Origin of the sequence: Rathayibacter tanaceti, from assembly GCF_001634385.1 — a bacterium.
GTDB classification, from domain to species: domain Bacteria; phylum Actinomycetota; class Actinomycetes; order Actinomycetales; family Microbacteriaceae; genus Rathayibacter; species Rathayibacter tanaceti.
Genome location: NZ_LIIN01000061.1, coordinates 1 through 18,453 on the forward strand (window position 1 = coordinate 1; position 18,453 = coordinate 18,453).

The window sequence follows — 18,453 nt, forward strand, 5'->3', positions numbered from 1 at the left end:
GCCGCCCCACGACGCTCAGCCCACCGTCGACAGCACTCCGCTGATGATCACGGCGATGATCGTCGTCCACGCGACGATTGCGATGCCCTGCCAGACCAGGATCCGCCCCGGCCACACCCGCGAAGTGCCTCGACTGGCCTCGAGTGTCGTCGTCGTAGGACTCGGCGAAGCCGCGGCCGCGGATCCGATTGCGCCCGCCGCCGAGCAGATCGAGGGGGCCGAGCAGCCCGCCGCGGATCCCCGCGACATCGCGCGCCAGATCGCGGATCAGTGCACGGGGTGCGGGTTCTGAGGCGGCGAGCGCCTCCACCCGGTCGGCGAGGAGGCGGCACGCGTCGATCTTTCCCACCCCGCCACTGGAGCACGACCGGCTGAGTGGACGCCTCCCACAGCTCGCGAGCAGCTCTTGACAGCGCCGCGGCGACTGCGCATCATCGTCTCTACAACGTTGTCTCCATCGTTGTAGAAATGGTGGAGACGCGCTGCTGAACCTCCCCGCTCCCCGCGTGGGACTCCTCCTCCGGCCGACGACGGCCGCATCCGAAAGGAAACGCAATGACGCGTCATTCGACGAGACTGCTGGCCGCGGGGGTGGCCGTCTGCGCCTCCGCCGCTGCTCTCACCGGCTGCTCCGCCGGGAGCGAGGCCGCGAGCTGCGAGAACACGGTCGTGAATCCGGACGCGAAGGTCGTCACAATGTGGGCCTGGTACCCCGAGTTCGAGGGCGTGGTCGACCTGTTCAACAACAGCCACGACGACGTCCAGATCTGCTGGAGCAACGCCGGCGCCGGCAACGACGAGTACACCAAGCTCACCACCGCCGTGCAGGCCGGCTCGGGGCCCCGACGTCGTCATGCTCGAGAGCGAGGTCGTGCAGAGCTACATCCCGCAGGACGCGCTGGTCGACCTCACCGAGTACGGCGCGGGTGACGTGCAGCAGAACTACTCCGAGGGAGCCTGGGCCGACGTCTCCAGCGGAGACGCCACCTACGCGATCCCGGTCGACGGCGGCCCGGTCGGCATGCTCTACCGCCAGGACATCCTCGACCAGTACGGCATCCCCGTGCCCACCACCTGGGAGGAGTACGCCGCCGCCGCGCAGGCGCTCAAGGACGCCGGCTCCACCACCCTCATGACCGACTACGCAGGCAACGGCCGCGCCTACCAGCAGGCGCTCTTCGCGCAGGCCGGTTCGGTGCCGTACACCGTCGACGGCACCGACGTCACGATCGATCTCGACGACGACGCCAGCGCGAAGGTCATGACCTACTGGAACGACCTGGTCAGCGAGGGCCTCGTCGGCACCGAGGACAGCTCGACCACCGACTACAACACCCACCTCGTCGACGGCACCTACGCCTCGGTCATCGCCGCGGCCTGGCTGCCCGGCTACCTCCAGGGCTTCGAGGGCGCCGACCCCGACGCCGTCTGGCGCGCCGCCCCCGTCCCCCAGTGGGAGGGCGAGGAGCCGACCCAGATCAACATCGGCGGATCCGCGTTCGCCGTCACCGCGCAGGCCGCCGACAAGGAAGCGGCTGCGACCGTCGCCAAGGAGATCTTCGGCACCGAGGAGGCCTGGAAGATCGGCATCGAGAAGGGCGCGCTGTTCCCGCTCTGGAAGCCGATCCTCGAGTCGGACTACTTCGCGAACCTCGAGTACGACTTCTTCGGCGGTCAGCAGATCAACAAGGACGTCTTCCTCACCGCCGCGACGGAGTACCAGGGCTTCCAGGTCTCGCCGTTCCAGAACTTCGCCTACGACAAGCTGACCGAGGCCGTGAATGCGGTCAACAGCGGAGAGTCGAGCGTGGAGGACGCGCTCGCGACCTACCAGACCGCGGTCAGCGACTACGCCGCCGGCCAGGGCTACACGGTCGGTTGACGACCGGCGGCCGCCGTCCACCCGGGCGGCGGCCGCCCCGTCTCGAAGGAGCACCCATGTCGAACCTCGTCGTCCCCGCACCCGCCGCCACCGCAGAACGCCCCTCGAAGAAGCCCCGCACCGGAGTCGTCGCCGCGCGCCGCGCCCGCTGGGGCTGGGTCTTCGTCGCGCCGTTCGGCGTCTTCCTCGTCGTCTTCCTGATCACTCCGCTGATCTACTCGTTCATCCTGAGCCTGCAGAACAAGACCGTCGCGACCGGCAATGAATGGGTCTGGTTCGCGAACTACGCGAAGGCCTTCTCGGATCCGCTCTTCCTCGAGGGCGTCGGGCTGGTGGTCCGGTTCGCGCTGATCCTGATCCCCATCCAGATGCTGGTCTCGCTGATCGCAGCGCTGGTGCTGGATGCGCTGACCTCACGGTTCTCGCGCTTCGCCCGACTGATGATCTTCGTGCCGTACGCAGTGCCCGCCGTGATCGGCGCGCTGATGTGGGGCTTCCTCTACAGCCCGTCGTTCGGCCCCGCCTCGGAGGTGTTCGGCTGGTTCGGCCTCGACGCCCCCAACCTGCTCGGCAAGGACTCGATCTTCGGCAGCCTCGTCAACGTGGTCACCTGGCAGTGGGCGGGCTACTACATGATCATCATCTACGCGGCCCTCCAGGGCATCGACCCCGCCGTCTACGAAGCCGCCCGTCTCGACGGCGCGAGTGCGATCCAGACGGCGCTGCGGATCAAGATCCCGATGATCTCCTCCTCGATGGTGCTGATCCTCGTCTTCGCCCTGATCGGCACCCTCCAGTTCTTCACCGAGCCGCAGATCCTGCGCTCGCTGGCGTCCGGCTCGATCGACGCGTCCTACACGCCGAACATCTACGCGTACACGCTCGCCTTCTCCTACAACCAGTTCAACTACGCCTCCGCGATCTCGTTCGCGCTGGGCCTCGTGGTGTTCATCGGCTCGTACCTGTTCCTGATGGCCACCAAGAGGAGGAACGGACTCTCATGAGCACTCTCGAACTCGCCCCGAAAAGGGCCGGCCGGGTCCAGCGACGCGAGGACGCCCTCCGCGCCCGCAGCCGCCGCGGCGGCCGCCAGCTGCTCCCGCACGTGATCCTGCTGGCCTTCGTCGTCTACTTCGCGCTGCCCTTCTGGTGGCTCGTCGTGGCCTCCACGAAGGACCAGGTCGGCCTCTTCTCGGGCACCGTCAGCCCACTGTGGTTCGGCGACTCGTTCGAGTTCTTCACGAACATCGGCTCGCTGTTCACCTACTCCAACGGGCTCTACTGGAAGTGGCTCGGCAACTCCTTCCTCTACGCCTTCGCCGGGGGTCTCGGGGCTACGGTGCTGTCGGTGCTCGCGGGCTACGGCTTCGCGGCCTACGCCTTCAAGGGCCGCAACGCCTTCTTCTCGCTGGTGCTCGGGTCCGTGATGGTCCCCGCGACCGCGCTGGTCATCCCGCTGTTCGTGATGTTCAGCGCCGCCCAGCTCACCAACACGATGTGGGCCGTCATCCTGCCCTCGATGCTGAACCCGTTCGCGGTCTACCTGATGCGCGTCTACACGCAGGACGCGGTGCCCGAGGAGATGCTCGACGCGGCGCGGATGGACGGGGCGGGCGAGATCACGGTCTTCTTCCGCGTCGCCCTCCCGCTGCTGCGCCCGGCGCTGGTCACGGTACTGCTGCTCTCGGTCGTGGGGACCTGGAACAACTACTTCCTGCCGCTGGTGATGCTCTCCAACTCCCAGCTGTTCCCCGTCACGGTGGGACTGGGTACCTGGCAGACGCAGGCCTCCGTCAACACCGGCGGCCAGTCGCTCTGGAACCTCGTGATCGTCGGCGCCCTGATCTCGGTCATCCCGCTGATCGTCTCCTTCCTCACCCTGCAGAAGTACTGGCAGGGCGGACTCTCCATCGGCTCAGTCAAATGACCACCGCACCCACCAGAGCACCCCTCCCCTCCAGAACAGGAGGGGCCCGTCACCGCCTCAGAAAGGCCCAGTCATGACCGACGCTCCCCGCGCCGTCCCCTCCACCACCTCGGCCCGGATCACGCTCGATCCCTCCGCGATCGTCGCCCCCGTCAACCCGCGGATCTTCGGCTCGTTCGTCGAGCACCTCGGCCGCTGCGTCTACGACGGGATCTACGAGCCCGGCCACGCCACCGCGAACGAGGACGGCTTCCGCCTCGACGTGGTCGAGCTGGTCAAGGAGCTCGGCGCCACCACGATCCGCTACCCCGGCGGCAACTTCGTCTCGGGCTACCGCTGGGAGGACGGAGTCGGACCGCGATCCGAGCGCCCCCGCCGCCGCGACCTCGCCTGGCACTCGCTCGAGACCAACGAGGTGGGCCTCGACGACTTCGCGAAGTGGGCGGCACTGACCGGCAGCGAGATCATGTACGCCGTCAACCTCGGCACCCGCGGGGTGCTCGAGGCGCTCGACGTGCTCGAGTACGCCAACGGACCCGCCGGCACCGCTCTCGCCGACCAGCGCATCGCCAACGGCGGGACCGAACCGTACGGCATCCGCATGTGGTGCCTCGGTAACGAAATGGACGGGCCCTGGCAGGTCGGCCACATGAGCGCCGACGACTACGGGAAGCTCGCGTCCCGCACCGCCAAGGCCCTCAAGATCGCCGACCCGTCGCTCGAGCTGGTCGTCTGCGGCTCGTCCGGCTCGTCGATGCCGACCTTCGGGGAGTGGGAGCGCGTGGTACTCGAGCACACCTACGACGACGTCGAGTACGTGTCGTGCCACGCCTACTACGAGGAGCACGACGGCGATCTCGGCTCGTTCCTCGCCTCCTCGCTCGACATGGAGTACTTCATCGCGACGGTCGCGGCGACCGTCGACCACGTGAAGTTCAAGCTCAAGAAGACGAAGGACATCAAGCTCTCGTTCGACGAGTGGAACGTCTGGTACCTCAGCGAGTGGAACGCACAGGAGAAGGCCGACGCCGAGGGTGACCAGAGCACGCGCGAATGGGCTTACGCCCCGCGCCTGCTCGAGGACGTCTACTCGGTCGCCGACGCCGTCGTGCTGGGCAACCTGATGATCACGCTGCTGAAGAACTCGGACCGGGTCACCTCCGCCTCCCTCGCGCAGCTCGTCAACGTGATCGCGCCGATCATGACGGAGCCGGGAGGCGCCGCGTGGCGCCAGACCACCTTCTTCCCGTTCTCGACCACTGCGCGCCTCGCCTCCGGCTCGGTGCTGAAGCCGCGGATCGAGGTGGGCACCTACGCGACGGCCCGCCACGGCGACGCGCCGCTGGTCGACTCCGTCGCCACCGTCGACGAGGGCCGGGCGGCGGTGTTCCTCGTGAACCGCTCGACCACCGACGCACTCGAGGTGACGGTCGACGTCAGCGGGCTCGGAGTCGGCACCGTCGCGGAGGCGGTGGCCCTCTTCGACGAGGACCCCTACGCGAAGAACACCCGCGACGACCAGGACCGCGTGCGGCTGCGAGAGATGCCGGCAGCGCTCGCAGACGGCGTGCTGACGCTGACGCTCCCGGCCGTGTCGTGGACGGCGGTCGCGCTGACGGCGTGACCGGCGGCCGCCTCCGGCTCGGCTGACACTGTCCAGGTCCCACGGGTGATGGCGTGGAGGACGGCGGCGGCGGGGGTCGCCCGGCTCCCGTCATGGCGACGAGCAGCTCACCTCCCGAGCGTCGTGCACCTCGTCGAGAGCAAGTTGCACGCGATCCCGCGCCTGATGGCGGGTGCCGGCGAGGCACTCGCCATCGCGGCGATGGTGTCAGCGGCCGGTGTCGGTCGATCGCCGGGTGCGTGCTTCGTGGACGCTGGCCGTGATGACGAACAGGAGCGCACCGAGCCCGATGAGGGCGGAGGAGGAGGTGATGAAGCCCCCGGCGATGACGGCCACCATGGCGAGCGACACCCACGGAATCGTGCGCCATGCGCGCATTCGCGGCAGAAGGCCAAGCGCGAGAGCGGCGACGACGATCGTCAGCACGAACGACAGCCAGGGTCGTGAAGGGGTCGAATCGATGAGTCCGACGACGACCGAGACCATGGTGATGATCCCCATCACGCCGAGCCCGATGAGCGCGACTCTCTGATGAATGACGGTACCGACTTCAGGGTGCCCAGCGTGGTTCGTCATGATTCATCCCCTCGAGCATACGGTTTCGCGGGTAGCCGCCGAGGTGACCAGCGCCACTGAACGGTGGACTCAGCAGACGACGGGCACCGCCTGATTGGTGATGACGTAGGAGCGGAAGCATGTCCCTTCGGCGCCGCTCAGGTCGTGGTCCTGGATGTCTTCGTTCACCTTCTGGATGGCGGCCGCGCATGCGGCGGCACCGACTGGAATGCACACGCGACCGTTGCGGGGGCGGAGCCGGCGTCGATCGCGGCCTGCCACTCCGGCAACGTGCCCTGGATGTACGGGGCGACAAAGTTGTCCACGCCGGCGGACCACTGCGTCAGATCGAGCAACCGCTCAACCGGGAGGTCCTCGTCGTCAGGAGAGGGCGCTCCCGTGCCTACCGGCAGGTGATGCCGGGGGGCACCACCGTCTGGATGTGCGCTCCGGCGCCGCCTCCCGCTCGGGCCACCGCGATCAACACCTCGCCGGCCGGCAGCACCGGCTGGCGAGTGGTGAACGCGTGCGTCGCGGCCTTGCCCGACGCGACGGAGGCGAACGACTTCGTGGTCGTCCCCAGGGTCATGGCCACGCTCACGGGCACAGAGTCCTGGTTCACGGAGGTGACGGTCACGACCGGCTTGCCGGCGATGCAGCGCGCGGTGGCGGTGCTGACCACCTTCAGCGCGGCCTCCTGCTCGTCGAGGACGAACGGTGCGAAGTCGATCCAGTCGACGTCCGGCGCGATCGCGTAGCCCGGCAGGACCGTGTCGTCGCTCGTGCTGCCCGTGGGCCCCTCGTCGATGAACAGCGTCGATCGGGTGTTGCCGAAGGTCACCGGACCGGAGTCGGTCGCGAGGTCCAGGGGCAGGACGGCCTCCCAGAAGTTGGTGGAGGAGTAGGTGTACCGGAAGGTCGTGCGACCCACCAGACCCGCGGTCCCCTCCTCCTCGGCCTGCAGCCCGAGATCGACGACCTGCGGGTTGTAGTCGTGGGTGCCCTCGATGTCGTCGTTCGAGTAGTGCACGATCGCGTCGTAGGCGCCGGCCTCGTCGAAGCCGGGGAGCCGGGGGACGGTGAGCGTGCCCTCGTTCGCCGGGTCCGCGTCGGTGATGCCGAGACCCGTCACGTACCCGGTCCCGGAGCCGTTGGTGAGCGCACCGCCGAAGCCCGAGACTTCCGCGGTGCCGTCGAGGTCGGTGGTGGCGAGATCCTCGGCCTGGACGCGGACGATGCTGGCATCGCCCTCGACGGCGCGCGTCGTCGCGACCGAACCGACGCGGGCACCGGTGCCGGCGAGCTCGACCTCCGAGATGCCCTCGGGCAGGTGGACGCGGACAGTGGAGGCGCCGGCCTGCGGGGTGAACGCCGCCGCACGGCGACCGTTCACGTCGACGGTCAGCTGCGCTCCTGCGGCGCCGTCCCAGTCGACGACGAGGTCGTAGTAGCCCGACTCGAACGTCGACGGGTAGAGATCGGCGCGCTCGCCGGCCTCGAGCGAGAGCCGCCCGCCAGAGAGCGTCGCTCCGTCGATCAGACGGAAGGTCGTCGCCGGGTACTCGACGGACTCGGTGCTCGTGGTGTCGCCGACGCGCAGGAGCTCGAGGCGATCGAGCGTCACGCCGCCACCGACGCCGGCTCCGGGCAAGAGGGTGGTGCCGTCCTGGCTGGTGCGGAGCCCGACCGTGTGGGTGCCGGCGCTCAGGGCGACGTACACCTCCGCACTGCCCCGGGCGACGGTGCGGACGTTGCCCGGCTTGATCGCGTTCGCCCCGTACTGCACGAGGGTCGAGAAGGCGTCGTCGACGAAGACCGCGTGCTGCGCGGCCGTGCCGGGAGTCGCTCCGACGATCTGCAGGCGGTAGAGGCCCGCCTCCTGCACGGTCACCGACCAGTCGGCGCGCGAGCCCGCGGAGGCGAAGCCCGAGACGTCGCGATCGGCGGAGGCCCGGTAGCCGTCGGGAGTGCGCACGGCCGCGGCGGTGAGGCGAGTGGCCTCCGCCTCGATCACGTGGCGCTCGCCCTGCTCGGCCGCCGCCGCCTCGACATCGCGCGTCGAAGCAGGGGTGATGACGACCTGGTACGCGCTGGAGGAGTTCGCGGAGGGGATCCGGAGCTCGATGCGGCCGTTCGCCACCGCGACGGCGTCGTCGGCGAGGACGACCCGGGGGGTCCCGGCGATGCCGTCGGTGCCGCTGACGACGGCCTCGCGGACCTCGACGTCGACGGAGGAACCGAAGGTCGCGGCGTCCAGTCCGTTCAGGGTCAGGGCGCCGTCGCGACCGTCGGGGATCCCCGCGACGATCACCTGGGCGCGGTCGGCCTCGCGATCGACGGCGGCGATCGCCTTCTCGCGGTTCGCGGTGACCGCGACCGTGCGCGACCCGGTCATGTCGCCGTACCACTTGAAGAGCCACCAGCCGCCGTTCGCGGCGTTGACCTTCGCCTGGTTGTCCGAGAGCGTGCCCGACGCCGTCCAGTACGCGGTCTGAGCGTCGATCTTGGCCGCCTCGAAGCCGGCGAACCAGCGCAGCAGATTGGCGGGCGAGCTCATGTCGGTGCTGGCACCCCACTCGGTGATGTTGATCGAGGGGATGTCAGCGGCGGCGATGCCGACCTCGGCGGCGTAACGGCGGAAGTCGGACGCGCGGTCGGGCAGCCACTGGTAGCCGCGGAGCTCGTGCCAGACGTAGATGTCGGGCACCGTGCTGGTCGCGCGAGCCATGTTCAGGAACGTCGTGATGTTGCCCTCTCCGCGCCACGCCGCGTCTCCGGGCCCCGCGATCTGTGGACGCTCGAGGCCGTGCTTCGCATAGGTGTCGGTGATGACCTTCCAGGCGGCCGCCCAGTCCGTCGCTCCGCCGGGGGTGAAGCTGCCCGGCTGGTTGCCGACGTGCATGAAGCGGTTGTAGAGGTCGTCCGAGTTCAGCCACTGGAGGTCGACCTCGTTGAACGGGATGAAGACGTACTTCTCGGGGTTCTCCGCCTCGCGGGCGACCTCGTCGACCACGATCTCGAGCACCTCGAGGTAGTCCCAGACGCCGTTCGGGGCGGTGGTGAAGTCGTCGGTCAGGCGTCCGCTCGCGTCGCGGACGTAGCTGCGGTCGTCACCGGGCCGCCTCCCGCCGTTGTAGGGCCAGTCGGGGTAGTAGTCCTGCGTGTAGAGGTAAAGGTCCTCGCCGTACTTGTCGAAGAAGGTCTTCTCGACGGTGAAGGCGTCGCCGCCCGGGTGCTGCGTGCCGAACGGCGGCTTCTGCGACACGTTGGTCATGGCAGCGCCGTTGACGAGCGCCTGGGTGGGCGATCCCTCGTCGCCGAGGCCGTAGAGAGTGCCCGAGGCGCCTCCGCGGAACTCGCCCGTGTCCTGCGAGAAGTCGACGGCGATCGGCTCGGGCGGCCGAGCCGTGACGGTCACGGTCGTGGTGAACGGCGTCGACCAGCCGGCGACGGTGCCCCTCACGGTGAACGTCGAGCCCGCGGTGGCGTAGGCGGAGGCGGGGACGGCGTCCCACGAGATCGCCGCGGTGGCCGGTCCCGACTCGCGGGTGACGTTCACGGTCGCGGGCAGCGTCGGTGCGACCTGCGCCGCGGTGGACGCGGTGAAGCTCTGACGCTCGACCGAGACGATCGCGCCGGCGTCCTCGAGGTAGGCGGCCGAGACCTGCTCGGCGGTCAGGGCGGTGCGGTAGATCGCGAAGTCGTCGAACTGGCCGCCGAAGAAGGCGGCGTACGGCCCCGCCCACGGCACGCGGCCGATCAGGCCCGAGCGGGTGCTGGAGGGCGAGGCGAGCTTCGCGAAGTCGAGTGCGACCGCCTCCGTCCGCACGAGCGAGCCGTTGATGTAGTACAACACCGAGTCGGTCGTGGCGACCGTGGTGATCTGCGCCCAGGTGTTCGTGGGCAGCGGAGTCGACGACACCGCCTTCACCTCGGTGCCGGTGTTGGCGGCCGCCTTCGACTGCCCGCCCTCGTTCGGCACGTGGTACAGCCCCCAGTTGTCGCGGGGGAGGGCGTCGCTGCCGATGATGTACGACCAGGGGAGCTGTCCGGCGTTCGCACCGTCCCACTTCACCCAGGTCGAGACGGTCATCGCCGAGGTGTCGGCGAAGAGTCCGGCCGGGATGTCGAGAAAGGGGGCGGCGGCCTGCGATGAGCTGCGCGCCGCCGGGGAAGACTCCGGAGGCTCCCGAGCCGGCCACGGGTCCGGTGCCGCGGGCGAGCGACGGGGCGTTGCGGACCCGGGCGTCGAAGGCCGAGCCGAGCGAGCCCTCGTTCGCAATGGTGGATCCCGAGGGGTTCCGATCGAACGTGTAGAGGACGGCGGGGGCGGGAGGAGGATCCGCGGCTGCCGCGGGGCCGCCGCCGACCAGGGTCGAGGCTGCCAGGACGGGCAGTGCGACGAGAGCGGCGATCGAGGCGGTGATCCGCCTCGAGAAGGGGTGGGGTGCGTGCATGGTGTCCTCAACGCTGAGAAGGAAGATGAAATCGCTATCGCCCAGAGGTGACAGGAGGCGATGCGTGCACGATAGCGATATCACGAGCCGGGCACCAGGTGTGCAGCGAAGACGAGACGGTCGGCGTGATCGCTGTCAGATAACGCTTTCACCACCCGCTTGCGCTTTCGTGAAATCGGTATCAGTATCGTCCCAGCCCCGGATCCGGGGCGACGCCCTTCCCACTCCGCGACGACGAGGAGCTCCTGTGCCCGAGCAGCTGACCTGGGGGACCCGCGAGGGACTCCGACTGACTTTCGACTGCTCGCCCGGATCCCCGGTCGCCCTCGTCGCCCTCGAGGCCGCGGACGTCCGCCTGGAGGCGACGCACGTCGCCCCGTTCCTCGAGATCACGACCGCGGCCGCCGGGCACGATCCCGCCACCTCGCGCCTCACCCACACCCGGATCGGCGCCGCCCTGCGCTACACCGCTCACCGCGAGAGCTCGGTCGGCGGGGTGGAGATCCTCGAGATCGACACCGAGGCCACCTCGTTCGGCGTCGCGGCCACAGCGATCCTGCGGCAGGTCCCCGGGGTCGCGGCCGTCACCTCCGAGGTCGTCGTCCGCGCCCTCACGCCGCAGGTCGTCCGCTCGGTCGCCTCGTGGAGCGCCGACCTCGGCGCGCAGCCCGGAGCATCCGGCAAGGACGCCTTCACCCGCTGGTCGCTGCTGCGCGGCGAGAACGACTGGCTGGGAGAGGGGCGCTGGCGCAGCGGGCCTGTCCGCGACTCCGGCTTCGTCATCCTCCGCGAGGACATCACCGGCCACGACCCGCGCGGCGCGGTCGGTGCGGTCTCGGCGGGCAGCTGGTCGACGGGCTCCGACCTCCCCGTCGGCGGCCTGGCCGCGCCCGACGCAGCGCTCGTCTGGCAGATCGAGCACAACGGTGCCTGGCGCTGGGAGGTCGGCGAGGACATCGACGGCGGCACGCTCGCGCTCTCGGGCCCGACCGACCGCGATCACGGCTGGATCCGGCCCCTCGCCCAGGGAGAGGAGTTCCGCTCCGTCCCCGTCACGCTCGCTCTCGGCCGCGACGCCGATGCGGCCATCGACGCCCTCACCCGCAGCCGCCGCGCGAGTCGCCGCGCGCACCCCGACAACGCCGCCATGCCGGTCGTCTTCAACGACTACATGAACACCCTGAACGGCGATCCGACCACCGAGAAGCTGCTGCCGCTGATCGACGCCGCGGCCGCCGCGGGTGCCGAGATCTTCTGCATCGACGCCGGGTGGTACGACGAGAGCGGCGTGCCCAGCGGCTGGTGGAGCAGCGTGGGCGAGTGGCAGCCGTCCGCGAAGCGCTTCCCGGGCGGCCTCGGCGAGGTCGTCGAGCGGATCCACGGTCACGGCCTCGTGCCGGGTCTCTGGCTCGAGCCGGAGGTGATCGGCGTCGACAGCCCGATGGCCGGCCGCCTCCCCGACGACGCGTTCCTCCAGCGTTCCGGAGTCCGCGTCGAGGAGCACGAGCGCTATCACCTCGACCTGCGCCACCCGGCGGCCGTCGCCCACCTCGACGCGACGGTGGACCGTCTGGTCGCCGACTTCGGCGTCGGCTTCTTCAAGTTCGACTACAACATCGACGCCGGCCCCGGTACCGACGTCGCCTCCGACTCCGTCGGTGACGGTCTGCTCGGCCACAACCGCGCCTACCTGGCCTGGCTCGACGCCCTGCTCGACCGGCACCCGACCCTCGTGATCGAGAGCTGCTCCTCCGGGGCGATGCGGCAGGACTGGGCCGTGATGTCGCGACTGCAGATGCAGTCGACCTCGGACCAGCAGGACTTCCGCCTGTATCCGCCGATCGCGGCCGCCGCGCCGATGATGCTCCTGCCAGAGCAGGCGGCCAGCTGGGCCTACCCGCAGGCCGACATGGACGACGAGGAGATCGCCTTCTGCCTCGTCACCGGCCTGCTCGGCCGCTTCTACCTCTCGGGCTACCTCAACCAGATGACCGACCCCCAGCTCGCCCTGGTGCACGACGCCGTGACCGCGGCGAAGACGCTCCGCGGGACGATCGCCTCGTCCACTCCCCGCTGGCCGCTCGGCCTGCCCGGCTGGACCGATGGCGCGGTCGCCCTGGCACTGCGGACCGACGCCGAGCACCTCGTGTCGGTCTGGCGCCGCAGCGGTGCCGACGACGTCGTGCTGCACCTCCCCGAGCGGATCGGGCAGGACCTCGACGTCTCGGTCGTCTTCCCCGCGACCCTCACCGCGTGGGCCACCGAGTGGGACCCCGGCACCGGACGGCTCCGCGTCCGGCCCGCCGGCACCGGACCCTCCGCGCGCACCTTCCGACTGTCCCTCCGTCCCTCCTGAACCCCCACCCGCCGCCGGGTCGACTCCGACCCGGCGTCCCCTCGCCACGAGAGAAAGCTCGAGTATTTCGATGAAGAAGTCACTCCTCAGCGCCGTCGTCCTCACCGCGGCATCCGCCCTGCTCCTCGCCGGATGCAGCGACCCCGGCGCCGGCGGCGGAGGCGGCTCGGCCGCTCCCGCCGACTGGCCCGCTCAGGACACCGACCTCTCCGGCACCGACCTGACAATCTGGGCAGCGCAGAACTCGAACAAGGTCCCGGAGTCGGTCGTGGCCGGTTTCGAGAAGCTCACCGGCGCCACGGTCGACATCGAGACCATCCCCGACCCCTACGAGCAGGGCGTGCAGACCAAGGTCGCCACCGGCGACAAGCCCGACCTCGCCTTCTGGCAGCCGACCGCCTCGCAGCTCACCGCGCTCAACGCCTCGTCGAACCTACAGAACCTCGACGGCGCTCCCTGGCTCGAGGACGTCGATCCGTCGCTGAAGGACATCACCGGCCTGCTCGACGACACCCGCTACGCCGCGCTCGTCTCGACCCCCGCGGTCGAGGGCGTCTACTACAACAAGAAGGTCTTCGAGGCGAACGGCATCACCGACGTCCCGACCGACTGGGACTCGTTCGTCGAGCTCGGCCGCCAGCTGAAGGACAAGGGAGTCACCCCCTTCTACGAGATGGGCGGCGACCGCTGGGCCACCCAGTGGTGGGTGCAGGTGCAGCTCGCCGACGCCGCCAAGGACGGACTCTGGGATCGCGTCAACTCGGGCGAGGAGACCTTCACCGACCCGACCATCCAGGGCGCGATCGACTCCTACAAGGGCCTGATCGACGAGGGCCTCTTCAACGACGACATCACGACCGCGACCTTCGAGGACCAGGGCGCGGCCCTGCTCGCGGGAGACGCGGCGATGGTCGTGCAGGTCAACTCGTTCTTCGGCCAGCTGCAGTCGCTGTCGGACACCGAGACCCTGAACGACACGATCGGCTTCTTCCCGATCTCACCCTCGGGAAACGTCGGCACCGTCATCCCCGACCAGTCGAACGCGCTCGTAGCCTTCGCGACAGGGGACGAGAAGAAGGAGGCGGCCTCGCGCCAGTTCCTCTCCTACTGGCTCGGCGACGGCTACTCCGACTTCGTGACGGCCGAGGACACCATCTCGCTCATGCCCTCGGTCACCACTCCCGACAGCGTGCCCACCGCGCTCGTCTCGGTCAGCGACTCCATCGGCGACTCGGTCGGCTCGATGCAGGCCCTGGCCATCGCGAACCCCGACCTGTACATCTACCTCGCCGACATGATCCAGGGCACCAAGACCCCGGAGGAGGTCGCGCAGGCCACGCAGGACCAGTTCGCCCAGCTCGCCAAGGCTCAGGGAGCCACCGGCTTCTAGCCGCCGATCGCGGGGTCCCGTCACGCGGCGGGGCCCCCATTCCCTCTCTCGAAAGGCAGTGCGTTGTCCACCACCCGAGCCACCGCGACACCGCGGATCCTGACGAGCGTCCGCGCCGGGGCCCCGCGGCCCCGAGTCCGCCGCTCCGACCACCCGCTGGTCTTCCTCGTGCCGGCGCTCGTGGTGCTGGTCGTCTTCTTCTTTGTGCCGACCCTGTTCAATTTCGTCTACGCGTTCACCGACTGGTCGAGCTTCAAGTCGGCGATCGGGTTCGTCGGAACCTCGAACTTCGTCGACCTGTTCCAGAGCGGCACGCTGCTGCAGGCGCTGCGGGTGACCCTGGTCTACGCCGTGCTGGTCGCGGTCTTCCAGAACCTGTTCGGGCTGATCCTGGCGCTGCTCCTCGAGAAGGACACCCGGGTCAACCGCTTCGCCCGCGTGATGTTCTTCATCCCCGTGATCATGTCGGCCCTCGCCGTCGGCTATGTGTTCCAAGCACTGCTCAAGCCCGACGGCGCGCTGAACGACATCCTCTCGTTCGTCACCGGCCAGAGCGTCTCGATCGCGTGGCTCGGGGACACCACCTGGACGATTGTGGTCGTCGCGCTGATCCACTCCTGGAAGTGGATGGGCCTCTCGATGCTGATCTACCTGGCGGGCCTCAAGACCATCTCGGGCGACGTGCTCGAGGCCGCGCGCCTCGACGGATCCTCGTGGTGGCAGACCTTCCGCGACATCCGCTTCCCGCTGATTGCCCCGGCTCTCACCTTCAACGTCGCGACCGCGCTGCTCGGCTCGATGAACGGCTTCGACATCGTGCAGGCCACCACCGAGGGCGGCCCGGGCGGCACCACCGAGCTGCTCAACATCTTCATCTTCCGCACCTTCGGGCAGGGCCTGTTCGCGCAGGCGACCACGATGAGCCTCCTCCTCTTCGTGACCGTCGCCGTGCTCGCCTTCCCCGTCATCCGCATCCTGCGCCGTCGAGAGGACGTCCTGTGAGCGCCACCACCGTGTCCCGCCCGTCCGCACCATCCCGGCCGTCCGCACCATCCCGGCCGGCCCGCCGTCTCGGCCGCTTCGCGCAGCCCGCCGCCGCGCTCGCCTCCGTCGTCCTGCTGCTGGGCGTGCCGTTCTGGCTTATCGTCAGCACCGCGGGCAAGACCCAGGCGGAGGCGCTGAACCCCAACCTCGCCGCCCCCTCGCAGTGGCAGCTCTTCGAGAACGTCGCGACCGTCTTCACCGACGGCCGGATGGTGCCGGCGTTCCTCGGCAGCGTCCTCGTGATGGTGCCCTCGGTGCTCGGCGTGCTGGTGCTCGGCTCGATGGCGGCCTGGATCCTCGGCCGCCGCACCGGCCGCGGGATGGCTCTCGTCTACGCGCTCGCGATCAGCGGCATCGTCCTCCCGCCCGCCGTGGTGACGGTCGTGCTCCTGCTACGTCAGCTCGGCCTCGCCGGCACCGCCGTGGGCATGGTCGGCGTGTACATGGGGATGTACCTCTCGACGGTGATCTTCTTCGTCACCGGTTTCGTCCGCACCATCCCGGCCGAGCTCGAGGAGGCGGCCCGCGTCGACGGCGCGCGCCCCATCCGGGTGTTCTTCACGATCATCCTGCCGCTGCTGATGCCCGTGCTCGCGACCGCGACGATCCTGATCTGCCTCTACATCTGGAACGACGTGTTCTACGCGCTCTTCGTGGTCGGCGGGCGGCTCGACACGCTGCCGCTGAACCTCTATCAGGTGGCCAGCGCGGGGCTGTACCTGCAGAACTGGCATCTGATCTTCTCCTATATCATCCTGATGAGCCTGCCCCTCCTGCTGGTGTTCGTCTTCGCGCAGCGCAAGATCATCTCGGGCATCACGAGCGGCGCGGTGAAGTGACGTCGTCCGGGGCGCGCGACGAAGCTCCGGCGGCACCCGCTCCGCCGTGGCTCGCCGTCCACCTCCAAGACGGCCGAGGACGGAAGCGGGACGGCGTGGCACGCGAGAGGACGACGAAGACCCCGGTCATCGCCGATGTCGCGAGGCTCGCCGGAGTCTCGGTGCCGACGGTCTCGCGCGTCCTGACCGGCGCCGCCCGGGTCGCCCCCGAGAAGCGCGAGCGCGTCCTCGCCGCCATCGCCGAGCTGAACTATCGCCCGAGCGCCGCCGCGCGCACCCTCGTCACCCGCCGCTCGCGCACCATCGCGGTGGTCGCGGGCAACACCTCGCAGTACGGCTACGCCGAGGCGATCAGGGGCATCGAGGAGGAGGCGCGCGCCGGCGGCTACACCGTCACCATCACGGTGGTCGAGACCACCGACCCCGAGCACGTCGAGCGCGCACTCTCGCTGGTGCTCAACCAGAGCCCCGACGGCATCGCCGTCCTGAAGTTCGACCCGCCCGGCGTCGCGATGCTCGCCGCGCTCCCGCCCGATCTGCCCGTCGTGGCGCTCTCGGGGGTCCGCGGCCGCACCGTGCCGCAGGCCGTGCTCGACGAGCTGCACGCCGCCGAGGCCCTCACCAAGCACCTGCTGTCGCTCGGCCACGCGACCGTGCACCACGTGCGCGTCCCTCCGTCGCGCCGCGAGGACGGACGGACGACCGGCTGGCGCCGCGCGCTCAAGGCCGCAGGCGTGGCCACCGCCCCTACTCCGCTCGAGGCGTCCTGGGAGCCGGAGTCGGGACGCCGCCTCGCGCACCTGCTGGTCGAGGATCCGAGCGTCACCGCGGTCTTCTGCGGCAACGACGAGATCGCGATGGGCGTCATCAAGGGCATCACGGAGGCGGGCAAGCGGGTCCCCGAGGACATCAGCGTCGTCGGCTTCGACGACCACCCGCTCGCCCGCATGTGGACCCCGAGCCTCACCACCGTGCGCCAGGACTTCGCGGGCCTCGGCCGACGCGGCTTCCGCCTCCTGCTGCGCGCGATGGACGGAGAGACCGGCGCGATCTTCTCCTCCGAGCGCCCGGAACTCGTCCTGCGAGAGAGCTCGGCGCCGCCGCGCACGCAGGGCTGACGCCTCCGGGGCGAGGGTGAACGGGAGAGAAGCACTCGAACAGCTCTCCTTCGCATTCCCGCACGAATCGACCGCGACCTCTGCACCCCCGAGGACCACGCACTCACACACAACTCGACGGGCGCCCCCTACCGGCCACAGACCAACGGCATGATCGAACGCTTCCGGCGCACCCTCGCCGGCGGCTGGGCCTACGCCCGCCACTACACGTCAGACTCCCAACGCAGCAACGCTCCCCCCACTGGCTGCACTTCGACAATCACCACCGACACCACACCGCCATCGCGGGACCACCCATCAGCAGACTCAGCAACGTCCCCGGGCAGGACATCTAGTCCAGCAGCAGCGCCGGCTCCTCCAGCACGCTGGCCACGTCGGCGACGAAACGGCTGACGACGTCGCCGTCGACGACGCGGTGGTCGAAGGAGCCGCCGACCGTGGTGACGAAGCGGGGGCGGACCTCGCCGTCGACGACCCACGGCTTCTGCTTGATCGTGCCGAGGGCGATGATCGCGACCTCGCCGGGGTTCAGGATCGGCGTGCCCGTGTCCATGCCGAAGACACCGATGTTCGTGATGGTGATGGTGCCGTTCTGCATGTCGGCCGCTGTGGTCTTGCCGTCGCGGGCGCGAGGGTGAGCTTCTCGAGTGCCTGGGCGAGTTCGAGGAGGCTCATCGACTGCGCGTCCTTGACATTGGGGACGAGCAGGCCGCGCGGAGTCGCAGCGGCGATGCCGAGATTGACGTAGTGGCGGACGACGATCTCGGTGTCGGTCCAGGCGGAGTTCACCGTGGGGTTGCGGCGGACGGCCCAGATGATGGCCTTCGCCATGATGAGCAGCGGCGAGACCTTGACTCCGGCGAAGTCGGGCGAGTTCTTGAGCCGTTTCACGAACTCCATGGTGCGGGTGGCGTCCACATCGACGAAGACGCTGACGTGCGGAGCGGTGAAGGCGCTGGCCGACATCGCGGCGGCGATGGCCTTGCGGACGCCGCGGACGGGGATCCGCTCTTCGCGGTCGTCACCCCACGCGGGGGTCTGGATGTTGCGGAAGACGCTGGCCTGGGAGGCGTGGCGGATGACGTCGTCGCGGGTGACCTCGCCGGCGAGACCGGTGGCCTGCACCTCCAGGAGGTCGACGTCGAGGTCTTTGGCGAGCTTGCGGATGGGCGGCTTCGCGATCACGGGCAGCGCGGCGGCGGCCGGCACGGAGGAGGGGCGCGGCGGTGCCGCAGGCCGGGCGGGTGCGGCGGCGGGAGCA

General features: G+C 69.6%; 13 protein-coding genes and 2 pseudogenes. 12 read left to right on the plus strand and 3 right to left on the minus strand.

Annotation, left to right across the window (positions count from 1 at the left end; all coding sequences use genetic code 11):
* The 6 genes from ACH61_RS17380 to arfA all read left to right on the plus strand — a co-directional run.
* The coding region (locus ACH61_RS17380) for a hypothetical protein (RefSeq protein WP_161489643.1) at window positions 1-292 on the plus strand (292 nt) is incomplete at its 5' end.
* Between the two features lie 263 nt (window positions 293-555).
* Window positions 556-930, plus strand: a complete 375-nt coding sequence (locus ACH61_RS17385) for a type 2 periplasmic-binding domain-containing protein (protein ID WP_161489644.1) — start codon at window positions 556-558, stop codon at window positions 928-930.
* On the plus strand, window positions 854-1,882 hold the full coding sequence (locus ACH61_RS08925; RefSeq protein WP_082845146.1) for an ABC transporter substrate-binding protein: 1,029 nt from the start codon (window positions 854-856) through the stop codon (window positions 1,880-1,882). The genes ACH61_RS17385 and ACH61_RS08925 overlap by 77 nt, the downstream gene beginning before the upstream one ends.
* A gap of 56 nt (window positions 1,883-1,938) precedes the next feature.
* Window positions 1,939-2,886: a carbohydrate ABC transporter permease gene (locus tag ACH61_RS08930; RefSeq protein ID WP_068211277.1), complete on the plus strand. Its 948-nt coding sequence runs from the start codon at window positions 1,939-1,941 to the stop codon at window positions 2,884-2,886.
* Window positions 2,883-3,809, plus strand: coding sequence for a carbohydrate ABC transporter permease (locus ACH61_RS08935; RefSeq protein WP_082845147.1), 927 nt, complete (start codon window positions 2,883-2,885; stop codon window positions 3,807-3,809). The genes ACH61_RS08930 and ACH61_RS08935 overlap by 4 nt, the downstream gene beginning before the upstream one ends.
* 73 nt (window positions 3,810-3,882) lie before the next feature.
* A complete protein-coding gene (gene arfA, locus ACH61_RS08940) occupies window positions 3,883-5,433 on the plus strand; it encodes an arabinosylfuranosidase ArfA (RefSeq protein ID WP_068211281.1) in 1,551 nt (516 codons plus the stop codon).
* A gap of 207 nt (window positions 5,434-5,640) precedes the next feature.
* Here arfA and ACH61_RS08945 read toward each other — a convergent pair whose 3' ends face one another.
* Window positions 5,641-6,009 carry a hypothetical protein gene (locus tag ACH61_RS08945; protein ID WP_068211283.1) on the minus strand — a complete coding sequence of 123 codons (369 nt, stop codon included), beginning with the start codon at window positions 6,007-6,009 and terminating at the stop codon, window positions 5,641-5,643.
* Between the two features lie 382 nt (window positions 6,010-6,391).
* Window positions 6,392-10,456: a LamG-like jellyroll fold domain-containing protein gene (locus ACH61_RS08950; protein WP_330220150.1), complete on the minus strand. Its 4,065-nt coding sequence runs from the start codon at window positions 10,454-10,456 to the stop codon at window positions 6,392-6,394.
* Window positions 10,457-10,692: 236 nt separating this feature from the next.
* On the opposite strand from ACH61_RS08950, the gene ACH61_RS08955 reads away from it, so the two are divergent.
* From ACH61_RS08955 to ACH61_RS18350, 6 genes and pseudogenes are all read left to right on the plus strand, one after another.
* Window positions 10,693-12,801 (plus strand): glycoside hydrolase family 36 protein, encoded by a 2,109-nt coding sequence (locus ACH61_RS08955; RefSeq protein ID WP_068211289.1) that lies wholly within the window; start codon window positions 10,693-10,695, stop codon window positions 12,799-12,801.
* A 70-nt stretch (window positions 12,802-12,871) separates the two neighbouring features.
* The gene (locus tag ACH61_RS08960; protein WP_068211296.1) at window positions 12,872-14,191 is read left to right on the plus strand and encodes an ABC transporter substrate-binding protein; all 1,320 of its coding nucleotides are present in this window, start codon (window positions 12,872-12,874) and stop codon (window positions 14,189-14,191) included.
* Window positions 14,192-14,254: 63 nt separating this feature from the next.
* Window positions 14,255-15,193, plus strand: a complete 939-nt coding sequence (locus ACH61_RS08965) for a carbohydrate ABC transporter permease (protein WP_236713609.1) — start codon at window positions 14,255-14,257, stop codon at window positions 15,191-15,193.
* Window positions 15,190-16,074 carry a carbohydrate ABC transporter permease gene (locus ACH61_RS08970; RefSeq protein WP_082845149.1) on the plus strand — a complete coding sequence of 295 codons (885 nt, stop codon included), beginning with the start codon at window positions 15,190-15,192 and terminating at the stop codon, window positions 16,072-16,074. The genes ACH61_RS08965 and ACH61_RS08970 overlap by 4 nt, the downstream gene beginning before the upstream one ends.
* A 95-nt stretch (window positions 16,075-16,169) precedes the next feature.
* Window positions 16,170-17,192 carry a LacI family DNA-binding transcriptional regulator gene (locus ACH61_RS08975; protein ID WP_068211299.1) on the plus strand — a complete coding sequence of 341 codons (1,023 nt, stop codon included), beginning with the start codon at window positions 16,170-16,172 and terminating at the stop codon, window positions 17,190-17,192.
* 126 nt (window positions 17,193-17,318) lie between these two features.
* A pseudogene (locus tag ACH61_RS18350) lies at window positions 17,319-17,527 on the plus strand (integrase core domain-containing protein); the annotation flags it as partial.
* Here ACH61_RS18350 and ACH61_RS08980 read toward each other — a convergent pair.
* A pseudogene (locus ACH61_RS08980) lies at window positions 17,524-18,453 on the minus strand (dihydrolipoamide acetyltransferase family protein); the annotation flags it as partial. The pseudogenes ACH61_RS18350 and ACH61_RS08980 sit on opposite strands and share 4 nt — an antisense overlap.

Coding starts and splice junctions, on each gene's coding strand:
- ACH61_RS17385 (WP_161489644.1), top strand. CDS start 556: ATGACGCGTCATTCGACGAGACTGCTGGCCGCGGGGGTGGCCGTCTGC.
- ACH61_RS08925 (WP_082845146.1), top strand. CDS start 854: ATGCTCGAGAGCGAGGTCGTGCAGAGCTACATCCCGCAGGACGCGCTG.
- ACH61_RS08930 (WP_068211277.1), top strand. CDS start 1,939: ATGTCGAACCTCGTCGTCCCCGCACCCGCCGCCACCGCAGAACGCCCC.
- ACH61_RS08935 (WP_082845147.1), top strand. CDS start 2,883: ATGAGCACTCTCGAACTCGCCCCGAAAAGGGCCGGCCGGGTCCAGCGA.
- arfA (WP_068211281.1), top strand. CDS start 3,883: ATGACCGACGCTCCCCGCGCCGTCCCCTCCACCACCTCGGCCCGGATC.
- ACH61_RS08945 (WP_068211283.1), bottom strand. CDS start 6,009: ATGACGAACCACGCTGGGCACCCTGAAGTCGGTACCGTCATTCATCAG.
- ACH61_RS08960 (WP_068211296.1), top strand. CDS start 12,872: ATGAAGAAGTCACTCCTCAGCGCCGTCGTCCTCACCGCGGCATCCGCC.